This window comes from Spirosoma jeollabukense (genome assembly GCF_054777855.1).
This window is the reverse complement of the sequence record NZ_BAAHAD010000002.1, coordinates 801,795-823,209: the sequence shown is the minus strand read 5'-3', so window position 1 is coordinate 823,209 and position 21,415 is coordinate 801,795. Positions and strand designations below refer to the sequence as shown.

The following is a 21,415-nucleotide window of genomic DNA, read 5'->3' as shown; positions in this document are numbered from 1 at the left end:
ACATACAGGCTACGAGTTAACTAATACGTCCCCAGTTATTTTCCGTCTGTTTGAGCCCATCAACGTGGTTGCGGATGGGGGCATGCCGGGGCAATATAAGCTCAGGATCTTCGGTAAGAATCGCCTGCGCTGACTCACGGGCCGCTTGTAGAATAGCCCCGTCTTTGGCCAGATCAGCGATCATCAAATCCATAACGCCACTCTGCTGCGTTCCCGTCAGATCGCCGGGACCACGCAACTGTAGATCGACGTCAGCAATCTCAAAACCGTTGTTGGTACGTACCATCGTTTCGAGCCGGGTGCGGGTGTCGCTGCTGAGTTTATACCCCGTCATCATCACGCAATAGGACTGGTCGGCTCCACGCCCGACGCGTCCCCGTAACTGATGCAGCTGCGACAAGCCAAATCGCTCCGCGCTTTCAATCACCATCACACTGGCATTCGGTACGTTAACACCTACCTCAATAACGGTTGTCGCCACCATTATCTGGGTTTCCTGCTTCAGAAACCGCTTCATCTCGTCATCTTTTTCGTAAGGCAACATTTTCCCGTGTAACATACCAATTTCATACTTGGGTCGTGGGAAAGCCCGCTGCATACTTTCAAATCCGTCCATCAGGTCCTTATAATCCAGCTTCTCCGATTCTTCGATGAGCGGATACACCACATACACCTGGCGGCCTAACTCAATTTGCTGCCGAATAAAGCCAAACACTTCTGACCGGTGTTTGTCGTATTTATGTACCGTTTTGATGGGTTTTCGTCCCTTTGGTAGTTCGTCAATAACCGATACGTCGAGGTTTCCGTAGAGGGTCATGGCCAGCGTGCGCGGGATGGGGGTGGCCGTCATGACCAGAATATGGGGGGGCACCGTTTCATTTTTACGCCAGAGTTTAGCCCGCTGCGCCACCCCGAAGCGGTGCTGTTCGTCAATGATGCACAAGCCAAGATTTTTGTATTGCACTGCATCTTCCAGCAAGGCATGCGTGCCAACCAGGATGTGCATTTTCCCCGATTGAAGCTCCTCATGCAACACAACCCGTCGTTTCTTATTCGTCGAACCCGTCAGAATACCCAGATTCAGCCCCATCGCGTCGGCAAAAGGTTTGAGTCCGTTGTAATGCTGATCGGCCAGAATTTCAGTCGGTGCCATCAGGCAGGCTTGCGCTCCGTTGCCAATCGCCATCAGGCAGGCAATGAACGCCACAATGGTTTTGCCGCTCCCTACGTCCCCCTGTAGGAGTCGATTCATCTGCTTACCCGTCAGGAAATCAGCATAAATTTCCTTAATAACGCGCTGCTGGGCACCCGTTAGCTCAAATGGCAACAGTTCGTTATAGAAATGCTTCATCAGGGACGTATCACGGAAAATCTGTCCCGGAAATTCCTCTTTCTGAATAAGCTTGTTCTTGATCAGTCGGAGCTGATTGTAAAATAACTCCTCAAATTTCAACCGTCGCTGGGCCTGTTTCAACCAGCCCTGATTCTGCGGCAGGTGGATATTCCACATGGCCTCGCGCTTGCCAATAAGCCGAAACTGCTCGATGAGCGAGGTTGGTAATGTTTCACGAATATGTGGCCATGACTGCTCCAGGAGTATCCGCATCACTTTCCCGATCGCCTTGCTATCGAGATGACGCTTACGAAGTTTTTCGGTAAGGTTGTAGACCGGGAAAAAACCGGGTTCGTTTTCTGAGGCTGTAGTCGTGTTGTCCAGTTCCGGGTGAATGATACTGAACTGCCCATTGAAGGATTGTGGCTTACCGTAGGCAACGTATTCGCCGTCGCGACGAAGAATTTTCTCAATGTAGGTAATGCCCTGAAACCAGACCAGATTCATGGAACCAGTGCTATCGGAGAACGTAGCGACCAGGCGTTTTTTAGGTCCTTCGCCTTCCATATACCAGTCGCGGAGCCGTCCGCGCACCTGCGCCGACGGCATTGAATCCATCAACTCACTGATGGTGTAAAAACGAGATCGGTCGTCGTAGCGAAAGGGGTAATACTGAATCAGGTCGCCGTAGGTGAACAGATTCAACTCTTTGTTGAGCAGTTCTGTCCGCTGCGGCCCCAACCCTTTCAGGTAAAGAAGCGATGTATCGAAAAAGGTGGTTCGTTCGGTCATAATGGACCCGGTCTGGACGGACCGTCAAATCCGGTTTATGGGCGGTTTTCAACCAAAAATACGGATTTCTGTTTAATGTACCGCTGCCCGGCCTAATGAGTCCTGAAACACGCTGGATGGCTAATCTTCCTCAACCTTGCCAATCCCAAAGGCAACACCCGCGTAAATATCCAGGCCACGTGGATGGATACCGTTGGACGAATTGCCCAGCAAACCCAGCAAATTATCCGTACCAAGCCAACCCGGTCCCACCCGAACCGATGCCCCTGCCGTTACCCCGTGATTCAGGTAAGCAATGGGCAGAGCCAGACTTAGCCAGCGCGCATCATAGCGGGGAACGACAGCCAGCATCGACGGCTGGTGAATAGCCAGCGCCTGTACCGCTCGCACATCCTGAAAGTACGTTACGTTCACACCAAAACCCGTTGGCAGTTGATAATCGAAGGTCAGGTTAAGCGAGGTAGGAAGCCCAGCTCTAAAACTGGTTTTGTCAGGGCTTCGTCCGACATTAATTTTATCCCGAATACTTTGAAGCACATCAAGGCTACCCGTAATGCGGTTGAAGTCGTTGTTAGTAAATTGAACAGGGTTTTGTCCGATATCCGCGTAGTTGAACTGCTCACCTTTGTAGGTCAGACCGCCCACGTCGGTTACGGCCACACCCAGTCGTAGGGCCGGACTGTCAGCATCGTACTGTTTTACGTACGTCATGCCAATGTCAAACCCAAAACCCCGACCCGGCGAATCGGTACTAAAGAGCGTCCGGGGTGTGATCGATCGGTTTTCCAGGAAAGTCGTGTAGCCTAACGTAGCGTCCAGCTGATTTAACTCCAGAACAGCATTGTTGGGATTAGATGGATCAGCTACAATCCGATAGTTGGCGCCCCGGTTGATGATATGCTGCGCATTATACCCGATCAACATTTTTCCGGTTACCCCCAGCAATAATTTCTGTCCTTCTTCCTGCCACAGCGTTCCGGCATAGGTAAGTCCCAGTTCAGCATAGGTATTTGAGTTCAGGCTAAACTTATTATTGTCCGTTGGTATGCTGTAGAGTGCTTTATCGCCCAAGCCCGCCCGCAACGCTGAGAGCAGTGATTCTGATGCCCCCACCACCTGCCCAACGGCCCGAAACCGCGTGGTTACGGCAATGGCCGAGAAATCTCCTGTCTTTACTAAGATAGCCGGGCCGCGCACTTCGCCCGCCAGTGTGCCGTTTTTGGCCGCCCCATCCAGGTTTTCGCGGGTATAGTTGACATCAAAATGAACCGATCCATCAGGATTTTTATACTGATTCGATACGTTACCCGTGATGAATTTCAGCAGCGAGAAGGGAGCCTGATACCGAAAATAATTGTTATTCGCCGTTAAATTAGCCGTAGCGGCATTAAGATACAGCTTACTGGGTGAGTCGGCTGCCAGCGATGGATTGATATAAAGTCGATTGGTGCCGCCATAGCGGCTGGTGGAAATACCCAGCAGATTCTGCGCTAAACTGATTGTAGAAATAAATAAAAATCCTCCCAGTGTGAGCCAGTATTTCATGTAGTGAATAAGTGAATGGAGATGTGTTCTCTTATAGAAACGCAAATCCGTCACCGGGGTTGGCCAATGACGGATTTATTTTTACGAAAGGACGTTGTGCCTGGGGCAATGGGCAGACGGATAACCCAAGAATTTTTCTCTGCCCATTGCCCCAGGCCCCTTGCTCTTATACCCCTTCGGCTTCTACTAATTTTACCTCTGGCACCAAGCGGGTCAGTAAGTTTTCAATACCTTGCTTAAGCGTTAGTGTCGATGAAGGGCAACCACTGCACGACCCCTGCAAAAGTACTTTTACCGTACCACTGGGCTCATCGAACGAGTAAAAACTAATCGCTCCTCCGTCCGATTCCACAGCTGGCTTGATATACTGCTCCAGCACTGCTTTTATTTTCTGGACAGTTTCGGAATCCATGTCCAGCTTTGTGGTGTTGGCATCCATTGTCCGTTGCAAAAAAACGGGTTTCTGCTCACCAAAATAGTCTTTCAGAAATAATTTGATCTCAAATAATACGTCGTCCCAGTCTGTTTCGTCGTCTTTCGTAAGCGTCACGAAATTGCCCGAAATAAACACCCGACGTACAAATTCAAAGCCAAACAAGGCTACGGCCAAGGGAGACGCTTTTCCTTCAATGAGCGCATCGCCCGGGGTGGCATAGTCGAACGAAAGGCCGTCTGGTACAAGATCAAAATTAACAACGAACTTCATTGAGTTCGGATTGGGGCTTCCTTCCGTAAAAATGGATACGGGACGGCTCAGCGTAGGATTCATGTAATTTCGATTTATGGTTATAGCCCTAACAGCCTCATCGTTTTTTTAGTTTTTAGGAAGGCGATTTTAGCGCTACTTATACACCGAACCTGTTTGACCGTTTTTGTTCTATGTATTTCTTTGTCCTGCTGAGGAACGAAGCATCTTCGGTGAGCAAATGTTATTGCAATTACCGAAGATGCTTCGTTCCTCAGCAGGACAAAAAACGGTCATTCTAACCTGCTTTAAAAATAGGAACAGGTTTATCACGAAAAACCCGTCCAACGTAGTTAGACGGGTTTTTCGCTCAATTATTTTTCCTTAAGCTTCTGCAGGCGCTGCAGCTATCGGGGTTGCTTCAACAGCCGATGGACCAGCAGGAAGAATATCTACATAAGACCGGCTATCGCGGCCTGGACGGAACTTCACAGTGCCATCAACCAGGGCGAACAGTGTATAATCTTTGCCCAAACCAACATTTTTGCCGGGATGGTGCTTTGTGCCGCGCTGGCGGACAATAATGTTGCCGGCAATGGCCGACTGACCGCCGAACAATTTCACGCCCAGGCGTTTGCTGTGCGAATCGCGGCCGTTTTTGGAACTACCTACACCTTTCTTGTGTGCCATTTTGTTAAAAGTCGTAAGTCGTAAGTCATAAGCCGTAAGCATTTTACAATACTATCGACCATCGACCATTGACTGATTACTAAATAGTGATGTCTTCGATCATAACCTTCGTCAGATACTGACGATGGCCGTTTTTCTTTTTATATCCTTTCCGGCGTTTCTTCTTGAAGATAATTACCTTCTCCCCTTTCAGGTGTTCGACGATTTTAGCCGACACCGTCGCTCCAGCGACGGTCGGGGCACCGATGTTGATGCTCCCTTCGTTGTCAACAAGGAGAACTTTCACCTTGTCGGAGGCAAGTGCAGCGTCCACTTCGCCCTCTAACCGGTGGGTATAGATAAAGCGACCTTTCTGGATCTTGAATTGCTGCCCTGCGATCTCTACGATTGCGTACATGTGATCTGTATGAAATTGAAAATTAGGGTGCAAAGGTAAAAAAAAATGTATGATATATAATATAGGATGTACGATTTAATAATTATGCTAATGATACATCCTATATCATACATACCTCACCCTCTTCCTTTCATGAAATCGCCAGCGGCTGATTTCAGCAAACCGGCAAACGAATTCAGGCAGAACAAAACACCCCGATCAATCAGGGCTTTGGCCTGGTCGCCCGTAGCGGCCGTGGTACCTGCAATCAGGCCCGCTTTTTTGATTTTATCGACAACACCGGCAATCGTTCGTTTCACTTCGTCGTGGCCGGGGCCGTCGAAGTAACCCATACTCATGGCCAGATCGCGCGGTCCGATGACAAACCCGTCGATGCCCTCAACCGTTAACAGATCGTCCAGATTGGCAATGGCTTCTTTATCTTCAATCTGCGGCAAAACAAGCGTTTGTTCATTGGCAAACTCCACATATTCACCCTGATTCATCGTACCCAGTAAGTAATCGCAGGCACGCATGGGCGCAAATCCACGTAGGCCCAACGGTGGATATTTGACGGCCTGAACCAGCGCCTGCGCGTCTGCTACGGTGCTAACGGCGGGCATCATGATCCCCATGACACCCGCATCCAGAAACTGTAGAATCAATTTCGGATCATTGCTGCGAACACGCGCTAAGGGCGTAATGCCGCTCAGTTCGCAGGCCCGCACAATATCCTGCACTTGGGCCGTGGTGATGGGACTATGCTCCCCGTCGATCATGTAAAAATCCAGCCCCGAAAAACCACAGAGTTCAGCTACGGTTGGGTCGGTGCTATTCGAAAGGATACCCAAAACAGGCTGATTGTTTTTGAGCCGGGTTTTAACAATGTTTTGCTTCATATTGATCACGTAACGCCAATTGAATGGCTGTCGATAAGCAAAGTAAATGACTTTTCAGAATGAATGTACGTTACACGTTAGCTTTACCAACTGTTTTAAAAGCAATCACCAATCCCTCAGAAGAAAAGATCGGCCGCTGTTCGGAACGTATTACAGTGGGCTTCAACAATGTCGGTCAGGCGGGGCGAGTAGCCGCCCCCCATCGAGACGGCAATGGGTAAACCGTTTTTAATAGCCTGCTCGAAAACAAATACGTCCCGCTGCCGACAGCCCTCTCGACTGATACTCAACTTGCCCAGGCGGTCTGACGCCAGAATATCGACTCCCGATACGTAGAACAGGAAGTCGGGTTGCTCCCGTTGGATCAGGTTTGGTAACGTATCGTAGAGTGTATTTAGATAGAGCTCATCGGTGGTGCCTGAGGGGAAGTCAATGTCGAGATCAGACTGTTCTTTTTTAAGCGGATAATTGTCTCTGCCGTGCATACTGAATGTAAAGACCCGCGGTTCCTGCTGAAACATGACCGCTGTGCCGTTGCCCTGATGAACGTCCAGATCAATGACCAGAATTTTCTGCGCCTGCCGGGTTTCGAGTAGGTAATGAGACGCAACCCCTACGTCATTCAACATACAGAAACCCTCGCCCCGGTCGGGATAGGCGTGGTGCGTCCCACCCGCAATGTTCATGGCGACACCATCGCGATAGGCAATTTGCGTGCAGTCAATCGTTCCCTGGGTAATGATCCATTCGCGTTCAATCAGTTCCGGGGTGAGTGGAAAGCCAATTCGGCGCATCATTTTAGCGTCGACAGATCCCGTTTTTAGCGCTTGAACGTAGCTGGCGGTATGAACGCCCAACACCCAATGGTCATCAACCGGAGCGGGCGCGAAAAAATTAGCGTCCGTACACGTACCTTCGTAGAGTAACTGCTCGTGAATTAATTCATATTTGAGCATCGGGAAGCGGTGCCCTTCGGGTAATCGGAGCCGGTACACCGGCGAAAATGCAATTTGAAGCATAGGGTAAGCCATTCATTCTCTTAACGGGTCATCATCCGATTGTGTTACCAAACCGGGTTGATTAGAAATTTCCGTAAAATGCCTTTATCAGGAAATGAAGCCCTTCACGCTACGTTGGAGCGGACGCGAAATCCGTTTTACCTGCCTCATCCGATCAACTTTTTTCTCTATGAAATTCCCCGTATTCATCTCACTTAGCCTGTTATTACTCAGTATTAGTATGCCTTCTTCCCACGCAAATTCACCCATACCCGCGCCGAAAGTGGGTATTGAGAAAACAGTGTTCGGTACATTTCCCGATGGACGGACGGCAGATCTGTTTACGCTTAGAAATGCGGCAGGCATGACCGTACAGATTACAAATTACGGCGGGTATATTGTTTCGTGTACCGCTCCAAACAAAGCAGGAAAGCAGGAAGAGGTTACGCTGGGCATGACAACCTTTGCTGAATACCTGAAGGGAACCCCCAATTTCGGACCGATCGTTGGTCGTTACGGAAATCGCATTGCAAAAGGAAAATTTACGCTCGATGGCCAGGAATATACCCTGGCGACCAACAACCGCAAAAACCATATTCATGGCGGCCCAAAAGGATTCGATAAACAGCTCTGGAATGCTAAGGCTATTGATGGGAATGAGCCTGCGGTGGTGCTGACCTACCTCTCGAAAGATGGCGAAGAAGGGTATCCGGGCAATTTATCCGTAGACGTTAAATATACCCTCCAGAAAGACAACGCTTTACGGATTGATTACCACGCAACGACCGATAAAGCAACGGTTATCAATTTAACGAACCATGCCTACTTTAATTTAAGCGGCATGAAGAACGATATCCTGAATAATGAGGTAATGATTCGGGCGTCGAACTACCTGCCAACGAACGACGAACAAATTCCAACGGGTGAATTGAAGCCCGTGGCCGGAACGGTTTTTGACTTCAACAAACCAACAGTTATTGGCGCACATATCAACGACACCACCGATGTACAAATTCGCTACGGCAGCGGGTATGATCACTGCTTTGTTTTTACGGATACCTCATCGGCATTAAAACTTGGCGCTACGGTCTATGAACCAACCAGCGGGCGTTTTATGGAAGTGTATACCACCGAACCAGCCGTGCAGTTGTATACCGGAAATCATCTATCGAATAACCTGGTTGGCAAGAATGGCGTCCAGTTTCGGCGTCGCTTTGGTCTTTGTCTGGAAACGCAGCATTTCCCCGATTCACCCAACCATCCTAACTTTCCCAGTACGGTGCTACGTCCCGGTAAAGCCTATCAAACGACGACCATTTATAAGTTCTCCGTTAAGTAATTTAGCCATCAGGGGCAACGATAAACCAGCAAACGAATTTGCGCAATGACGATAGGAAAGTGGGCTCAGGTGCTTTTTTGGATAGCCTGTATGATGGCGATCTGCTACGTAGTAACGACCTATCGGGATGATCCGACAAGTCATTATTTTGGCCTTTTTGTGAACGTCATGCTCTTTATGGCCTGCGTCATGATGGTTCGCAGGTTATTTGCCAAACAATAAAGCACGGGCTACAGTCACCTTTGAATCTTATTGACAAATACCGGACTGGGTGCTACGTAGCATCTTTATGCGATCCACGAGCCGTTGCAAAGCGGGCCGCAGCCATAGTATCTTTGGGTAATGAGTTTTGTCCCCAAATCCCGGAGATGGCAACGGCGGCTAGCAGCAATCGCGATCTGGCTGCTACCAGCGGTCAGCCCGCTGGCGCAGTTGCCCACGCCCTCGTTTGAGCACTTCACGACCGACCAGGGGTTGCCCAGCGACTACGTAACGGCCATTCTTAAAGATCGGCGCGGGTTTTTATGGGTTGGCACGACGAATGGCCTGAGCCGCTTTGATGGGTTGACGTTTAAAACCTATCGACGGCAGAACGGACCGGGCGGCATGCTGGGCAGCTATATTGTTGACAGTGGACTGACCGAAGACAAGGAAGGTTTTCTGTGGGTTGCTACCAACCGGGGCCTCTACCAGTTCGACCCCATTCGGGAGCGGTTCCAGCTTGTTCCCGTACCCACCCAACGCGACGGACAGGCCGACAATGACTATACGTCTCCCCTACGTTTCGACAAGCAGGGTTTTGGCTGGTTTTCGTCGAAATATAAACTCTACCGTCTTGAGCCAAACACGCTCCGGCTAACGGCTTTCCCGTTGCCTGCTGTGATTGACAATGCCTACGCCGAGCCATATTTCGACTACGCTGGCCGCTTCTGGGTCAATCAGGCCGGTCATCTATACCGTTTCGAATCGACAACTGGCCGTTATAGGCCCGCGCTGGCAGCCAGTAAAGGACGTAGCGACTCGCTTGTGCAGCTTCGTGCCTTGTACGAAGACGACAAGGGCCTGTTACTGATAACTACCGATCGTGGTGTATTTCGTTTCGACGCTCAGTTAGACCAGTTTGCGCCCTATACGCTCCTGCCCCAGACATCAATTCATACCCTACAACCCGACAATTTGCCTGACGGTCAGCCATTCTGGTGGATGGGAGGTGGACCAACGGGGCTGGCTGCCTACGTACCAGCCACAAAGCAACAGGTAAATTTCAGTCACTTTCCCAACGATCGGTTTAGCTACAACGGCGGGACTGCGATCTGTTTTTACCGGGATTCGCAAACGGGTATTTTATGGATTGGTACCAATCGTGGCCTGGAAAAGGTAGATCCTTATGCGATCAAATTCGGTCGTAAACTTTTAGCGACGGACAATACCCAGAAAACATTCGTGACGGTCGTGCGACAGGATTGGCGCGATGACAACCGCTACTGGCTCGCCGTGCGCGGAGCTGGTCTGTTTAGCTGGAATCGACAGACGAGTGAGCTTCAGCCGATTCCAATGAATCGGGCTTCACGCGGTGCTGCCTACGACGCCCTCAACGTTGTGCAGGATACCGGCGGGCGTGTTTGGGTTGGCATGCCGCAGGGAGTCGGGCGGTACGATCCTGCCACAGGCCAAACTCAATTCATTCACCATTTCCTGCCCAACCGCGAGCGACAGGCTATATCGGTTACGTATGCCGACCATCACGGGCGTATCTGGCTTGGTTCTGAGCACGATGGGCTGTTCTATTATGACCCAACCGCGGATCAAATTCGAGCCTGGCCGCTGCCCGTTCCAGCTGGGCTTGGCTTCGTGCGACGCATTCAGGAAGACAGTCGGGGTCGCATCTGGGTATTAACGGGCCTGGGGTTGTATTGTCTCGATCCAACCCGTGGGCAAACCCGTCATATTGTGTTGCATGGGTCACCGATACAGCCTACTGACCGCATACACAGCACATTTTCTATTGACCGCACCGATCATGTATGGATGTCAGGAATCGGATTTGTCGCTCGTGCCGACACAACGGGGCGTATCGATCAAACCTATACGCTGTCCAATGGCCTGCAGGCGGATCATGTCTTTAGTATCACGGAGGACAACAGGGGGCATATCTGGATGGCGACGGATGACCGCCTGCATGAGTTAAACCCCAAAACCGGCCAGTTTACGTACTACGACAAGGGAAGTGGCCTGATCGAAAAAATGGTATTTGTTCCGGGTGAAATTACTCTGAACCGCCAAGGTGAGCTATTTATCGGCTATCCGGGTGGATTCAACTACGTACAACCCAATGATCTCCATCGAAACCTCGTCCCACCACCGGTAGTTATTACGGGGCTAAAAGTGAATAACATAGCGCGTTCAATAGGCGAACCCCTGAATCTCCAGCCAGGCGAAACTACCCTGACCATTGAGTTTGCTGCCCTTAATTTCAGCCAGCCAGAAAAGAACCGCTACGCTTATCAGTTGGTCGGTTTTGACAACGACTGGGTATCGTCCGACAGCCGTATTGCTACGTATACGAACCTTGAACCGGGCCATTATACCTTTCGGGTGAAAGCGGCTAACAACGATGGCGTCTGGAACCAGAGGGGCGCTACCCTGGGCTTTCGCGTCGTACCGGCTTACTGGCAGACCGGCTGGTTTCGGGTGTTGTGCGTCGCACTGGTGGTGGCTGTTTTATATGCCATTTATAGGTACCGCGAAGGGCAACGTCGACGACTTGAACGGATTCGTGATCGTATCGCAGCCGACCTGCATGATGATATGGGCTCAACACTTAGTAGCATTCGTATCTTCAGCGACGTAGTACAGCAGCAGATTGCGCCCGTTCGACCCGAGGCCGTGCCGGTGCTACAACGTATCAGTACGAGCGCCACGACCCTATCGGAATCCATGCAGGATATTATCTGGACGATTCAGACGAAGAATGACAGCCTGGCGGACGTAGTGACCCGAATGCGCGAGTTTGGCTTGAAGATGGCCGAAGCGAAAAATATTCAGTTTCAGATGCAGGTATCCGACTCGTTCGACAGCCTGCGCCTGAATGTTGAGCAGCGTCGGAATCTGTACCTGATTTTCAAGGAAAGTCTGAACAATGCCGTCAAATACGCCGAAGCATCGCGCATCGACGTATCGCTAAACGTAACAGCCAAGCAGCTTCGTTTGGTGATTCAGGACAACGGCCGTGGTTTTGAGGCAGCCACCGTGCGAACGGGTAATGGCCTGCCTAATCTGCAAAAACGGGCGGATGAAATCAAAGGGCAGCTAACCCTGACGTCAGCCCCGGAACAGGGCACTAAAATTGAATTAACCATGAAGGTTTGAGCGCAACACAATGACGGACACCATTAAAATCATTTATTACGAAGACAACCGCGATCTGCGCGAAGGCATTACGTACCTATTTCAGGCGACACCGGGGCTGGAATTGCTTGGTGCATTTGGCGACTGTAGCCACATTCGCCACGAACTACAAACGCTACGTCCCGACGTGGTGCTGATGGATATTGACCTGCCCGGCCTGAGTGGTATCGACGCCGTGCCCATCGTAAAAGCGACCTCACCCCAAACGCAGGTGCTGATGCTGACGGTGTTTGACAATGACGAGAAGATTTTTCAGGCGATCCGTAACGGCGCAAGCGGCTACCTGCTCAAACACACGCCCCCGTCGGAGATAGTGGCGGCTATTTTCGATATCCACCGGGGCGGTTCGCCCATGACGGCCAACATTGCCCGGAAAGTGCTGCAATTCTTTCAGTTACAACAAAAAGCCGCCCCACAACCCGACCGCGAAGATTATAAACTATCGGGCCGCGAACTGGATATCATCAAGGGGTTGGTAGCGGGATATAGCTACAAACTGATCGCCGACGATCTGCACATTAGCATCGATACCGTCCGCTCCCACATCCGTCATATCTACGACAAATTGCAGGTCAACTCCAAAACCGAAGCCATCCTGAAAGCCATGCGCGAAGGGTTGGTATAGTGCATCGAAAAAAAAGAGATGAGCCGTGGCAATTCAATCAATTGCTTGCTCAGTCTGGGTCGATTTTATGGCAATTAAGGCAAAAGGTTATTTTGCAAACGGGCTCTCTGGCAGAGATTTGTTGAAATAAACTGACTAATTCCTTCTTTTGCCGTGAACACATTCTTCCTATATTACATAGACGTTACCGTCTTAGGCCTTTGCTTCGTCTTCACCCTCATCAATACCATCCGAATGGTCCGCAAGGCAAAGGCGCCCTTACGGAAACTACCTGCCTTTTTCGCAGTATTCGGGGCTACGTCCATCGCTACGTTCATGGGCGCGGGTCATCTGCTTGAAATTAGTTACCACGCCCTGGAACGGCTCATCGATAAAACCTTCGTGTACGATTTTCGCTTCTACTCGCTTATCCTGATGGGCGTTGTTCTGCTATCACTGGGGGTATACATGATCGGGCAGATTGGCGCGTGGTTTCGGGGGGTTTCGGGTAGTCGGCGCCGGATAATTGGAGTTGCCCTGGTCATTGTGGCGGTCAGTTTGCCGACGGTTATTTTTAGCCCTATTGGATACATGCCTTCCATTGCCTGTGCCATTACGTTGCTGGCTATGCCATTCGTGATGAAACGACATAGGGTCTCACAGGCTGCTGGCAACATAGTCGACTCCAGTGTTTCTCACCCATAAGAAATTCCCCATAAACTGGCTGCGGCCAGGTCGTTCCTGGGACGACACAATCGACCGTCAACAGCACTGCCTCTCTCTATCCACTTTCACGGAAAAGTTCTTCGCAGAAAATTTGCGTAGCCAAATAACTACACATATATTTGTAGTCAAATGACTACGCAATGAACTTAAGACGAGACGTATTTCAAGCCATAGCCGATCCGACAAGACGGGCGATCCTTCTGCTGGTAGCCTCACAAGCCATGACAGCCGGTGCCATAGCCGCCAACTTCGACAGCGCCCGGCCAACTGTTTCCAAACACCTGCAGATACTCACCGAGTGCGAATTGCTCGAACAGGAGCAGAATGGCCGGGAAATTTATTATCACATCAGCGCCAAGAAAATGAAAGAAGTGGCCGACTTCATCGAACCATTCCGACAAATGTGGGATGATCGATTCAACAAACTGGAAACCCTAATGAAAAACCACCAGGCAGCGAAGTAGAATACTATGGGACAAAAAACAAAAATCAAGGCCGAAGATGGTAAACAGGAATTAGTGATTACGAGGGAATTTGATTTGCCCCTGGAATTACTGTTCAAAGCGCATGCAGAGCCCAACCTTGTTGCGCAATGGATGGGCACGAACGTACTGAAACTCGACAGTAAAAAGCATGGTAGCTGGCAGTATGAAACAACAGATGCTACCGGGAACGTAGTGTTTCGGGCCAATGGGGTAATCCATGAGTTTGTGCCGAATCAGAAAATCACCCGGACATTTGAAATGGAAAATACGCCCGGTTCGCCGGTCCAATTTGCCGTTCAGCTTGAGTTCCTGGAATTTGAAAAACTAACTGACGACACCAGCCAACTCAGGATGCAAATCGTGTACAAATCCGTCGCACTCAGGGATCAGATGCTGCGGTTACCCTTCGCGCAGGGCATGAATATGGCCCATAACCGGTTGCAGGACATCGTAAGCAAACTGACATAATTTCCTATGACAAAACGAAATAAAATCATCTACTGGATTGCCACTCTCTGGCTTTCCCTGGGCATGTTATCAACCGGAATAGTACAGTTGGCCAAAGTAAAAACAGAAGTAGACAACATCACCCAATTAGGCTATCCTGTCTATTTTCTGACCCTACTGGGTATCTGGAAAATTCTGGGTGTGGTAGCGGTGCTTATTCCGAAATTTCCTTTAGTAAAAGAATGGGCTTACGCAGGCTTTTTCTTTGCCATGTCGGGCGCGACATTCTCACGTATCGCATCGGGTGATCTTATGCAGGAGCTAGCTCCTTCGCTGTTACTTCTAACCCTCACGTTGGTATCATGGTATTTCAGGCCCGCCGACAGAAAAATCATTGTTGACGAACAGTTCAGTAAAGCCACTATAAACGCATGAACAACATGAATAGCCCGAAAAAAGAGGTATCGCCAGAACAACGTGAAGCATTACTCAGCGTGTTAAAAGCCCGTTTTGAGAAAAACATGAACCGCCATAAAGGGCTTGACTGGGCTCAAGTGCAGGCAAAGCTGGACGCCAATACCGGCAAACTGTGGGCGCTCAACGAAATGGAAACAACCGGTGGTGAGCCGGATGTTGTCGGTTATGATGAAAAGACAGGTGACTACATTTTTTATGATTGCTCAGCGGAAAGCCCAAAAGGCCGCCGAAGTGTTTGCTATGACCGGGCCGCGCTGGAGGCAAGGAAAGAAAATAAACCGGCAAATACCGCTATGGATATGGCGGCTGCTATGGGCATTGAGCTTTTGACGGAAGAGCACTATCGGGCGCTGCAGAAGCTTGGAAATTTCGACGCGAAAACGTCGAGCTGGCTCCTAACCCCGGCTGCTATCAGACAACTCGGCGGTGCTCTCTATGGTGATTTCCGCTACGGTACTGTTTTTGTGTATCACAACGGTGCCGACTCCTACTATGCAGCCAGGGGCTTCCGGGGCTCGCTACGGGTCTAAAGAGTACACGAAAGCCCCGGCCGCATAATTTATTCGCTTTTCAGACTCTTGACCGGGTTCAACAAAGCGGCTTTTACCGCCTGATAACTTATTGTCAATAAGGTGATTACCAGAGCAACAATGAGCACTATCAAAAATACGCCAGCCCCAATACTTATTTTGTACGTATAGCTTTCCAGCCATTTATTCATGGCGTACCAGGCAACAGGCGAAGCGACTAAACAGGAGATAATGACGAGTTGCACGAAATCTTTTGAGAGTAATGCCCACACATTGGCGACGCTGGCACCTAGTACTTTGCGGATGCCAATTTCTTTGGTCCGTTGTTCGGCCATGAACGAAGCTAGACCAAACAAGCCCAGACACGAGATGAAAATGGCCAGCAAAGAAACAATGGCCGAAAGATTACCAATGAGTTCTTCGTAATTGAATTTTTTGTCGTACTCCATGTCCGCAAATTTGTAATCGAACGGAAAGCCAGGATTGTATCTATCAAAAATGGGTTTGATTTTCTGGATGGCAACGGAGGGTGCTACCGCTGGATTGATCCGTACGTTGAGAAAAGTTGTCCAATTTTCGAACACAATGGTTAACGGGCGGATGGCTTGGTAAGGTGATTCCATGACGAGGTCGGGGACTACACCCACAACGGTTCGATCTTTTCCGGCCCATCTTAGTTTCTCACCAATCGGATGTTTCAACCCCATGCGTTTGACAGCCGATTCATTTAAAAGTACGCCCAACGAATCGGTCGTAAAGTCTCTGGAAAAATCTCGTCCTTCTTTGAGCCTGATGCCTATTGTTTTGATGTAGTCGTAGTTGGTGGTAATGGTCGTGAAAATAGCCGATTTATCTTCGGGTGTTGATCCCTTCCATTCCCATCCGCTATTGCTGCTCCAAATTTCGGTGGGTGGCGAATTAGTCTGGCAAATTGAGGATACCGCACCCGTAGCGAGTAATTCGGTCCGAAGGGCTTCAAAATGAGTCATTAAACTGCTGGAAGAGTTCACCGAAACGAGGCCTTTGTTGGTAAAACCAGCCGGTCGGTTTTTACCGTACTGTATCTGCTGATAAATGATGATCGTACCAATCATCAGCACAATGGAAAAGGTAAACTGAACGACAACCAGGATTTTCCGAGGTAGTGACGCACGTTGACCGGCATGAATGCCCCCTTTCAGGATCGTCACGGGGTTGAATGACGACAAGTAAAGCGCTGGATAACTGCCCGCCAGTAAGCCGGTGAACAACGTAAAAACGATTATAATACCCCAGAAAACGGGATTCCCGAAGTCAATAGCCATCGTTTTTCCGGTAAGCGTATTGAAATAAGGTAGCGAAAGTGTGACGAGACTCAATGCCAGCAACAGCGCCAAAGCAGCGATCAAGGTTGACTCACTCAAAAACTGGCCAATCAGCTGCTCACGACCCGAGCCAACGGCTTTCCGAACGCCCACTTCCCGGGCTCGTTTTTCAGAACGGGCCGTACTGAGATTCATGAAATTGATACAGGCAATCACCAGAATAAACACACCGAAAATGCCAAACAGACGTACGTATTTAATAAAACCACCTGTGTTTTTTCCTTCGGTAAACTCTGAGTAGAGCTGCCATTTGGCCATGGGATGCAGGAACAATTCTGGCTTCACGAGTGTCCTCATATTAGGCTCATTCGCCAAATGAGTTACAATCACATCTTTTATTTTTGCGTTAGTTTGCGCGGGATCGATGCCCTCTTTGAGTTGGGCAAAAGCGCCCCAGGAATTGTTCCCCCAGTTCGTTTTGTGGTATTTCACTACCCAATCGTAGATTTTCTCCTGCAAGTGCCAGGGCAGCAGGTAGTCAAACTGAAGCGTAGCATTTTTGGGTTGTCTGGCGACAACAGCCGTTACTTTCAAATCGACGGTATTATCCATTTTGAGGAGCTTACCAACAGGATTTTGGTTTCCGAAAAGGGCATGGGCCGTTTCATCCGTCAGCACAATCGAATACGGTTCTTTTAATGGATTTTTATCGCCATTCAGGACGTTCAGCGAAAACATATCAATGGCGTCCTGCCCGATGAAAAGTCCGTATTTGAGGATTTTTTGGTTACCAACGACCAGCGAACGATGCCCATCACCTCGCTCATACATCACCACCGCCTTAAAGTCGGGGTAATTGGACGTTAGCTCTTCCCCTATCGGATAGGGTAACGCATCCTGGGTCCCCCGGTGACCGTCGAAGGTCTGGTGCATTTTTACCTCGTAGATAGTTTCGTAGTTTTTATGGTGTTTGTTATACGATAATTCGTCCCATATCCACAGACCGATGAGCATCGATACTGCCATGCCCACGGCCAATCCACCGATAGTGATGGCGGAATACGATTTGTTTTTAGCTAGATTTCGAAAGGCGATTTTGAGATAATTGCGGATCATATCAGGATGAAGAAAGGGTTTAGGAATGTCAGTATATTTAGAATATCGAGGTTTGACATAATGAGTGGGTTCACGTCGCCAGAGCCTCGGATGGAGCAACAGAATCAAATCCACTACGTATAGCAGCCGGGCTTTGGTGTACCCACTACGCTGGCCCCGTTTATGGAACAACTCCTCCATATCGCCCTGAATCTCTTCCCGCAGATACGGAGCCGTCATTCGTTCCAGCAGACGTTGCGCCCACCGGGGTGGTTTATTTTGGGGAAAAATTGGTTTGCGGTTCATGCGACACTCCCTCCAAAAGCGGCTTTTGGAATATCAGCCCACAGCTCGTTACGTATCCGTCGCGCTTCCTGCAATACCTCCTCTCCGGCAGCTGTTACGGTAAACAAGCGCTTGCGTCGGCCTCCCCGCTCGGCAGTCGACTCACCGAACCGCGAGTGCACCAGTCCCTTTTCTTCGAGTCGCTGCATCGTCCGGTGAACCGCGCCCAGGCTCATGGGTCGCTCCAACCGCTGGCCTAGCTCTTCCACAACGGCCACGCTGTAAGCGTCATCGTAGAGCAGTGCGATGGCCAATAGAACGATCTCCTCAAATTCTCCTAATTGCGTGCCTTTCATACCTGAATTACGAATGGATTTTCGACCCGTACATACGCCTATTTGCAACTATCCTACTCATTTGTATAGCAAATAGATTGCCAAGTCAACAAAAGGCTGTTCAGGCTGCGCAGATAGCCTTTTTGGTAAAATAAACGGGCAGTTGCCTGTCCATTTACGGACATAGTTTGTACGATTCGGGACGAATCTGCAAGGGAATTAGGAGAAGCTATAAGGGAAGTTTCGTCTTTTAACGTGGATTCGGGGTTAGATTGATTCGCAGCAGGTTTATTTTGCCCCGTCAGGGACTTAACAGCGTAATCTTAAGGATATGCAGTGTCCCGAAAGGACGAATTTCAAGCCTTAACCATCACAAATCAATGCGTCATTTGGCTGTTTTATACCCAAGCACCGTTCTTTCAATATCATCCGGTGTATTGAAAACGATACTATCCGTGTAGGCTTCCCACACATCAGGACGGGTGTATCCCCAGACGACCGCTCCGGCGGTCGCCGTTGCTTCCCTGGCCGCTTCGATATCCCGGACTTCATCACCCACGCAGAGCGTTTCAGTTGGGGTAACACGACTTGCTGCCATCGCTTTTTTGAATTTATGCTGCTTCCCGAACAGCGACGTACCACAGCCGTAATACGTTATCAGCGAGGCACTTTCAGCACCCAGTATCCGGCGAATATTCTCCTCGCTATTCGAACTGACAATAGCCAGCTTAACGCCCCGATCGGCCAAGGTCTTCAACAATTCGGGGATACCGTCAAATAGCGGTATCTGATCGATATCTCTGGCCATTAAGCGAATAAACGAACGGGCAATGAGCGGGATTTTCCAGGCTGGCAGCTTGGCGCGTTTCATCATCTGCCGGGCGTCGAGCCCCCGCAATTGCTCAACGTCTTCGGTGTTGATTGTCGGAAAATTATACGTAGTGGCCAGGACATTTACAGTACGCAAAAAATACGGAAATGAGTCGGCCAGTGTACCGTCGAAGTCGAAAATAATCAGCTTATAATTCATGGTGTTCGTAAGCAGCCTGGTGTCTATCTTACGCAAAAATAGGGTATCAGCTTGTTTTTAACTTGCCACGATACCGGCTTAGCGTTTCCCGGGTGATACCCAGATAACTGGCGATGTATTGCAGCGGAACCCGTTTAAAAATCTTGGGATGCTCATCCACTAACGATCGAAAGCGCACTTCCGGATGGTCTTTCAAAAAGGCTGCTTCTCGTTTTTCAGCCCTAATAAACTGGTCCTGGGCAATGATCCGACCCAATTTTTGCCAGGCAGGAAAATGATCGTAAAGCCACAACACATCTTCATAAAAGAGTTCGATCAATTGGGTTTCTTCCAGCGCTTCAATATTTATGGAAGAGGGTGCCTGGGCGAAGAATCCAGCAAAGGAGCCAATCAGGCCGTTTTCAAATGTAAAATCCTTACATACATCCCGATCCTCAAGCTGATAATACGAACGGACAGTGCCTTTTTCAATAAACGCAATACTAGTACAGGGATCCCCCTCTTTTAGAAAATGTTCATTCTTTTTCAATGTTCGGCTATGTAGTACTTTTTCCAGGGCCGCCTTTTCTTCCGCCGATGGATTGATCAGTCGCTCAATATTGAATAGAACACGCATAAAGTGGGGTTTTTATTTTTTTGATCCTGTCAGAAAATACAGATTGCTTACTTCTATAAAAGTCTCTACCAACCCCTCCTGAATCAATCCGATTCCGTATGAATTGCTACAGATGATGATTGATCTGTTAAGCTGATGGAGTCAATTGAAAATGAATTCCAGCCTTGGCTGTTCTACTACGTTATCTACGTTGGGAGTGTCGTTGATTTTGTGATTTGAATCAAATGTGGCAGGCCATAACGGGCCTTTACTTTGCAGCAACAAAAAACAGAAACAACATGAACAACTACACAGACAACTTGCTAACCGAAAGCTACGAGCAGCTTTTAGTCTTGACCGACCTGATCACCTTACTGGTACCCGCCAAAGCAACCGCAGGCCGATATTCCATCTGGGAAGACATCGTTCCACCCCTGGCCGGGCCACCACCCCATAGCCATCCCGATGAGGAAATTTTCTACGTAGTGGATGGGTCGTTTGAATTTATACTCCATGATCCCACCACGCCGATTCCGGCTACTACGGGTGCCGTTATCAAAATTCCCGGCAATGCCCTGCATACGTTCAGGAATGTTGGCGCTACAGCAGGCAAGCTACTGACTTGTGCCATGCCGGGGAAACTGGAGGACTATTTTCGAGCCGTTGGCAAGCCAGTACGTTCCGTTCAGGATATTCCCGATCTGACGAAGGTCCCGGATTTCTCAGCGCTGGATATAACTGACTTTCTTCAATTGGCTCCCCAACATGAGGTAACCTTTCATCTGCCCGAAATGGTCAGCTAACATGAATAACAAACCGTAAAATCGACTCTAAACTCCCCGCCTGGTGTATGCATGCAGCTCCGTTTTCTACCTTGCGCCCGAACCCGCTTTTGGCTACTTTTAATCAGGCAAAACCAAAACAGGTGGCTACCATCGAAAAAATAAGAAACGAGGCTGGTGAGATCTACGCAGTGCTTAGCTACGAGCCCAACAAAAACTATTTGCTGATGAAATGGGTGGGCTATTCGTCCGAAGAGGAAGTGAAGCAAGCCTCTCTGAAAATGATGGCCTGGCAACTCAGCGAGGGACTTACCCGAAAATGCCGGGTTCATGTTCACGATACCAAAGAGATAGAAGGCGCCTGGATTGGCGTAGTCGACTGGATCAACAGCGAAATGTTTCCCCGATGCTACCAGGCCGGACTGCGGTATAATCTCAGCATTACGTCACCCGATCTGTTTTCAAAGATGTCGTCGGTAGCGTTGCAGCAGCAGAAATCCTGGCAGGTTCCTACGCTCCTTTTTGAGAGCCTGACGCAGGCCGAATTATGGATTATGCAGCACGCTAAATCCCTATAAACTCCCAATCATCAATCCCTGTTTTTCTGACCTTAATGGGTCAGCCGGGACACCTATGTCCGCCTATTTTATGCAAC

Annotated in this window: 22 protein-coding genes; 11 read left to right on the top strand and 11 right to left on the bottom strand. The window is 49.4% G+C overall.

From position 1 onward, the window contains the following. Window positions 1-16: 16 nt before the first annotated feature. From recG to ACYVEA_RS11750, 7 genes are all read right to left on the bottom strand, one after another. Window positions 17-2,125 (bottom strand): ATP-dependent DNA helicase RecG, encoded by a 2,109-nt coding sequence (recG, locus tag ACYVEA_RS11780; RefSeq protein WP_461113620.1) that lies wholly within the window; start codon window positions 2,123-2,125, stop codon window positions 17-19. A 120-nt stretch (window positions 2,126-2,245) separates the two neighbouring features. Continuing rightward, on the bottom strand, window positions 2,246-3,670 hold the full coding sequence (locus ACYVEA_RS11775; RefSeq protein WP_461113619.1) for a DUF5723 family protein: 1,425 nt from the start codon (window positions 3,668-3,670) through the stop codon (window positions 2,246-2,248). Between the two features lie 166 nt (window positions 3,671-3,836). After that, window positions 3,837-4,439 carry a NifU family protein gene (locus ACYVEA_RS11770; protein ID WP_461113618.1) on the bottom strand — a complete coding sequence of 201 codons (603 nt, stop codon included), beginning with the start codon at window positions 4,437-4,439 and terminating at the stop codon, window positions 3,837-3,839. A gap of 300 nt (window positions 4,440-4,739) precedes the next feature. Continuing rightward, window positions 4,740-5,045, bottom strand: coding sequence for a 50S ribosomal protein L27 (gene rpmA, locus ACYVEA_RS11765; RefSeq protein ID WP_461113617.1), 306 nt, complete (start codon window positions 5,043-5,045; stop codon window positions 4,740-4,742). Window positions 5,046-5,124: 79 nt separating this feature from the next. Beyond that, the gene (gene rplU, locus ACYVEA_RS11760) at window positions 5,125-5,442 is read right to left on the bottom strand and encodes a 50S ribosomal protein L21 (RefSeq protein WP_093824458.1); all 318 of its coding nucleotides are present in this window, start codon (window positions 5,440-5,442) and stop codon (window positions 5,125-5,127) included. Window positions 5,443-5,558: 116 nt separating this feature from the next. Next, complete coding sequence (locus ACYVEA_RS11755; protein ID WP_461113616.1) at window positions 5,559-6,320, bottom strand: HpcH/HpaI aldolase family protein; 762 nt, start codon at window positions 6,318-6,320, stop codon at window positions 5,559-5,561. A 116-nt stretch (window positions 6,321-6,436) separates the two neighbouring features. Continuing rightward, window positions 6,437-7,339, bottom strand: a complete 903-nt coding sequence (locus ACYVEA_RS11750) for a histone deacetylase family protein (RefSeq protein WP_461113615.1) — start codon at window positions 7,337-7,339, stop codon at window positions 6,437-6,439. Window positions 7,340-7,508: 169 nt separating this feature from the next. Between ACYVEA_RS11750 and ACYVEA_RS11745 the strand changes: the two genes are divergently transcribed. The 9 genes from ACYVEA_RS11745 to ACYVEA_RS11705 all read left to right on the top strand — a co-directional run bounded on the left by ACYVEA_RS11745 (window position 7,509) and on the right by ACYVEA_RS11705 (window position 15,334). Then, window positions 7,509-8,657 carry an aldose epimerase family protein gene (locus ACYVEA_RS11745; protein WP_461113614.1) on the top strand — a complete coding sequence of 383 codons (1,149 nt, stop codon included), beginning with the start codon at window positions 7,509-7,511 and terminating at the stop codon, window positions 8,655-8,657. 45 nt (window positions 8,658-8,702) lie between these two features. Beyond that, window positions 8,703-8,879, top strand: coding sequence for a hypothetical protein (locus ACYVEA_RS11740; RefSeq protein WP_461113613.1), 177 nt, complete (start codon window positions 8,703-8,705; stop codon window positions 8,877-8,879). Between the two features lie 120 nt (window positions 8,880-8,999). Beyond that, a complete protein-coding gene (locus ACYVEA_RS11735; RefSeq protein WP_461113612.1) occupies window positions 9,000-12,026 on the top strand; it encodes a ligand-binding sensor domain-containing protein in 3,027 nt (1,008 codons plus the stop codon). Window positions 12,027-12,036: 10 nt separating this feature from the next. Further along, a complete protein-coding gene (locus tag ACYVEA_RS11730) occupies window positions 12,037-12,690 on the top strand; it encodes a response regulator (RefSeq protein WP_461113611.1) in 654 nt (217 codons plus the stop codon). Between the two features lie 153 nt (window positions 12,691-12,843). Next, on the top strand, window positions 12,844-13,374 hold the full coding sequence (locus tag ACYVEA_RS11725) for a hypothetical protein (protein ID WP_461113610.1): 531 nt from the start codon (window positions 12,844-12,846) through the stop codon (window positions 13,372-13,374). Window positions 13,375-13,535: 161 nt separating this feature from the next. After that, entirely contained in the window at window positions 13,536-13,859 is a 324-nt protein-coding gene (locus tag ACYVEA_RS11720) for an ArsR/SmtB family transcription factor (protein WP_461113609.1), read from the top strand. Between the two features lie 6 nt (window positions 13,860-13,865). Beyond that, window positions 13,866-14,348: an SRPBCC domain-containing protein gene (locus tag ACYVEA_RS11715; RefSeq protein WP_461113608.1), complete on the top strand. Its 483-nt coding sequence runs from the start codon at window positions 13,866-13,868 to the stop codon at window positions 14,346-14,348. A 6-nt stretch (window positions 14,349-14,354) separates the two neighbouring features. After that, window positions 14,355-14,762 carry a DoxX family protein gene (locus tag ACYVEA_RS11710; RefSeq protein WP_461113607.1) on the top strand — a complete coding sequence of 136 codons (408 nt, stop codon included), beginning with the start codon at window positions 14,355-14,357 and terminating at the stop codon, window positions 14,760-14,762. Between the two features lie 5 nt (window positions 14,763-14,767). Further along, a complete protein-coding gene (locus tag ACYVEA_RS11705) occupies window positions 14,768-15,334 on the top strand; it encodes a DUF4256 domain-containing protein (RefSeq protein ID WP_461114075.1) in 567 nt (188 codons plus the stop codon). Window positions 15,335-15,363: 29 nt separating this feature from the next. On the opposite strand, the gene ACYVEA_RS11700 is transcribed toward ACYVEA_RS11705, so the two are convergent. From ACYVEA_RS11700 to ACYVEA_RS11685, 4 genes are all read right to left on the bottom strand, one after another. After that, window positions 15,364-18,039 (bottom strand): ABC transporter permease, encoded by a 2,676-nt coding sequence (locus ACYVEA_RS11700; RefSeq protein ID WP_461113606.1) that lies wholly within the window; start codon window positions 18,037-18,039, stop codon window positions 15,364-15,366. Further along, window positions 18,036-18,374 carry a PadR family transcriptional regulator gene (locus tag ACYVEA_RS11695; RefSeq protein WP_461113605.1) on the bottom strand — a complete coding sequence of 113 codons (339 nt, stop codon included), beginning with the start codon at window positions 18,372-18,374 and terminating at the stop codon, window positions 18,036-18,038. Before ACYVEA_RS11695 ends, ACYVEA_RS11700 begins: the two co-directional genes overlap by 4 nt. A gap of 364 nt (window positions 18,375-18,738) precedes the next feature. Continuing rightward, on the bottom strand, window positions 18,739-19,383 hold the full coding sequence (locus ACYVEA_RS11690; RefSeq protein ID WP_461113604.1) for an HAD-IA family hydrolase: 645 nt from the start codon (window positions 19,381-19,383) through the stop codon (window positions 18,739-18,741). Between the two features lie 46 nt (window positions 19,384-19,429). After that, on the bottom strand, window positions 19,430-19,999 hold the full coding sequence (locus ACYVEA_RS11685) for a Crp/Fnr family transcriptional regulator (RefSeq protein ID WP_461113603.1): 570 nt from the start codon (window positions 19,997-19,999) through the stop codon (window positions 19,430-19,432). Window positions 20,000-20,277: 278 nt separating this feature from the next. On the opposite strand from ACYVEA_RS11685, the gene ACYVEA_RS11680 reads away from it, so the two are divergent. Together ACYVEA_RS11680 and ACYVEA_RS11675 are read left to right on the top strand one after the other, a co-directional pair. After that, on the top strand, window positions 20,278-20,781 hold the full coding sequence (locus tag ACYVEA_RS11680; RefSeq protein WP_461113602.1) for a cupin domain-containing protein: 504 nt from the start codon (window positions 20,278-20,280) through the stop codon (window positions 20,779-20,781). An 89-nt stretch (window positions 20,782-20,870) separates the two neighbouring features. Beyond that, window positions 20,871-21,338, top strand: coding sequence for a hypothetical protein (locus tag ACYVEA_RS11675; protein ID WP_461113601.1), 468 nt, complete (start codon window positions 20,871-20,873; stop codon window positions 21,336-21,338). Window positions 21,339-21,415 lie beyond the last annotated feature (77 nt).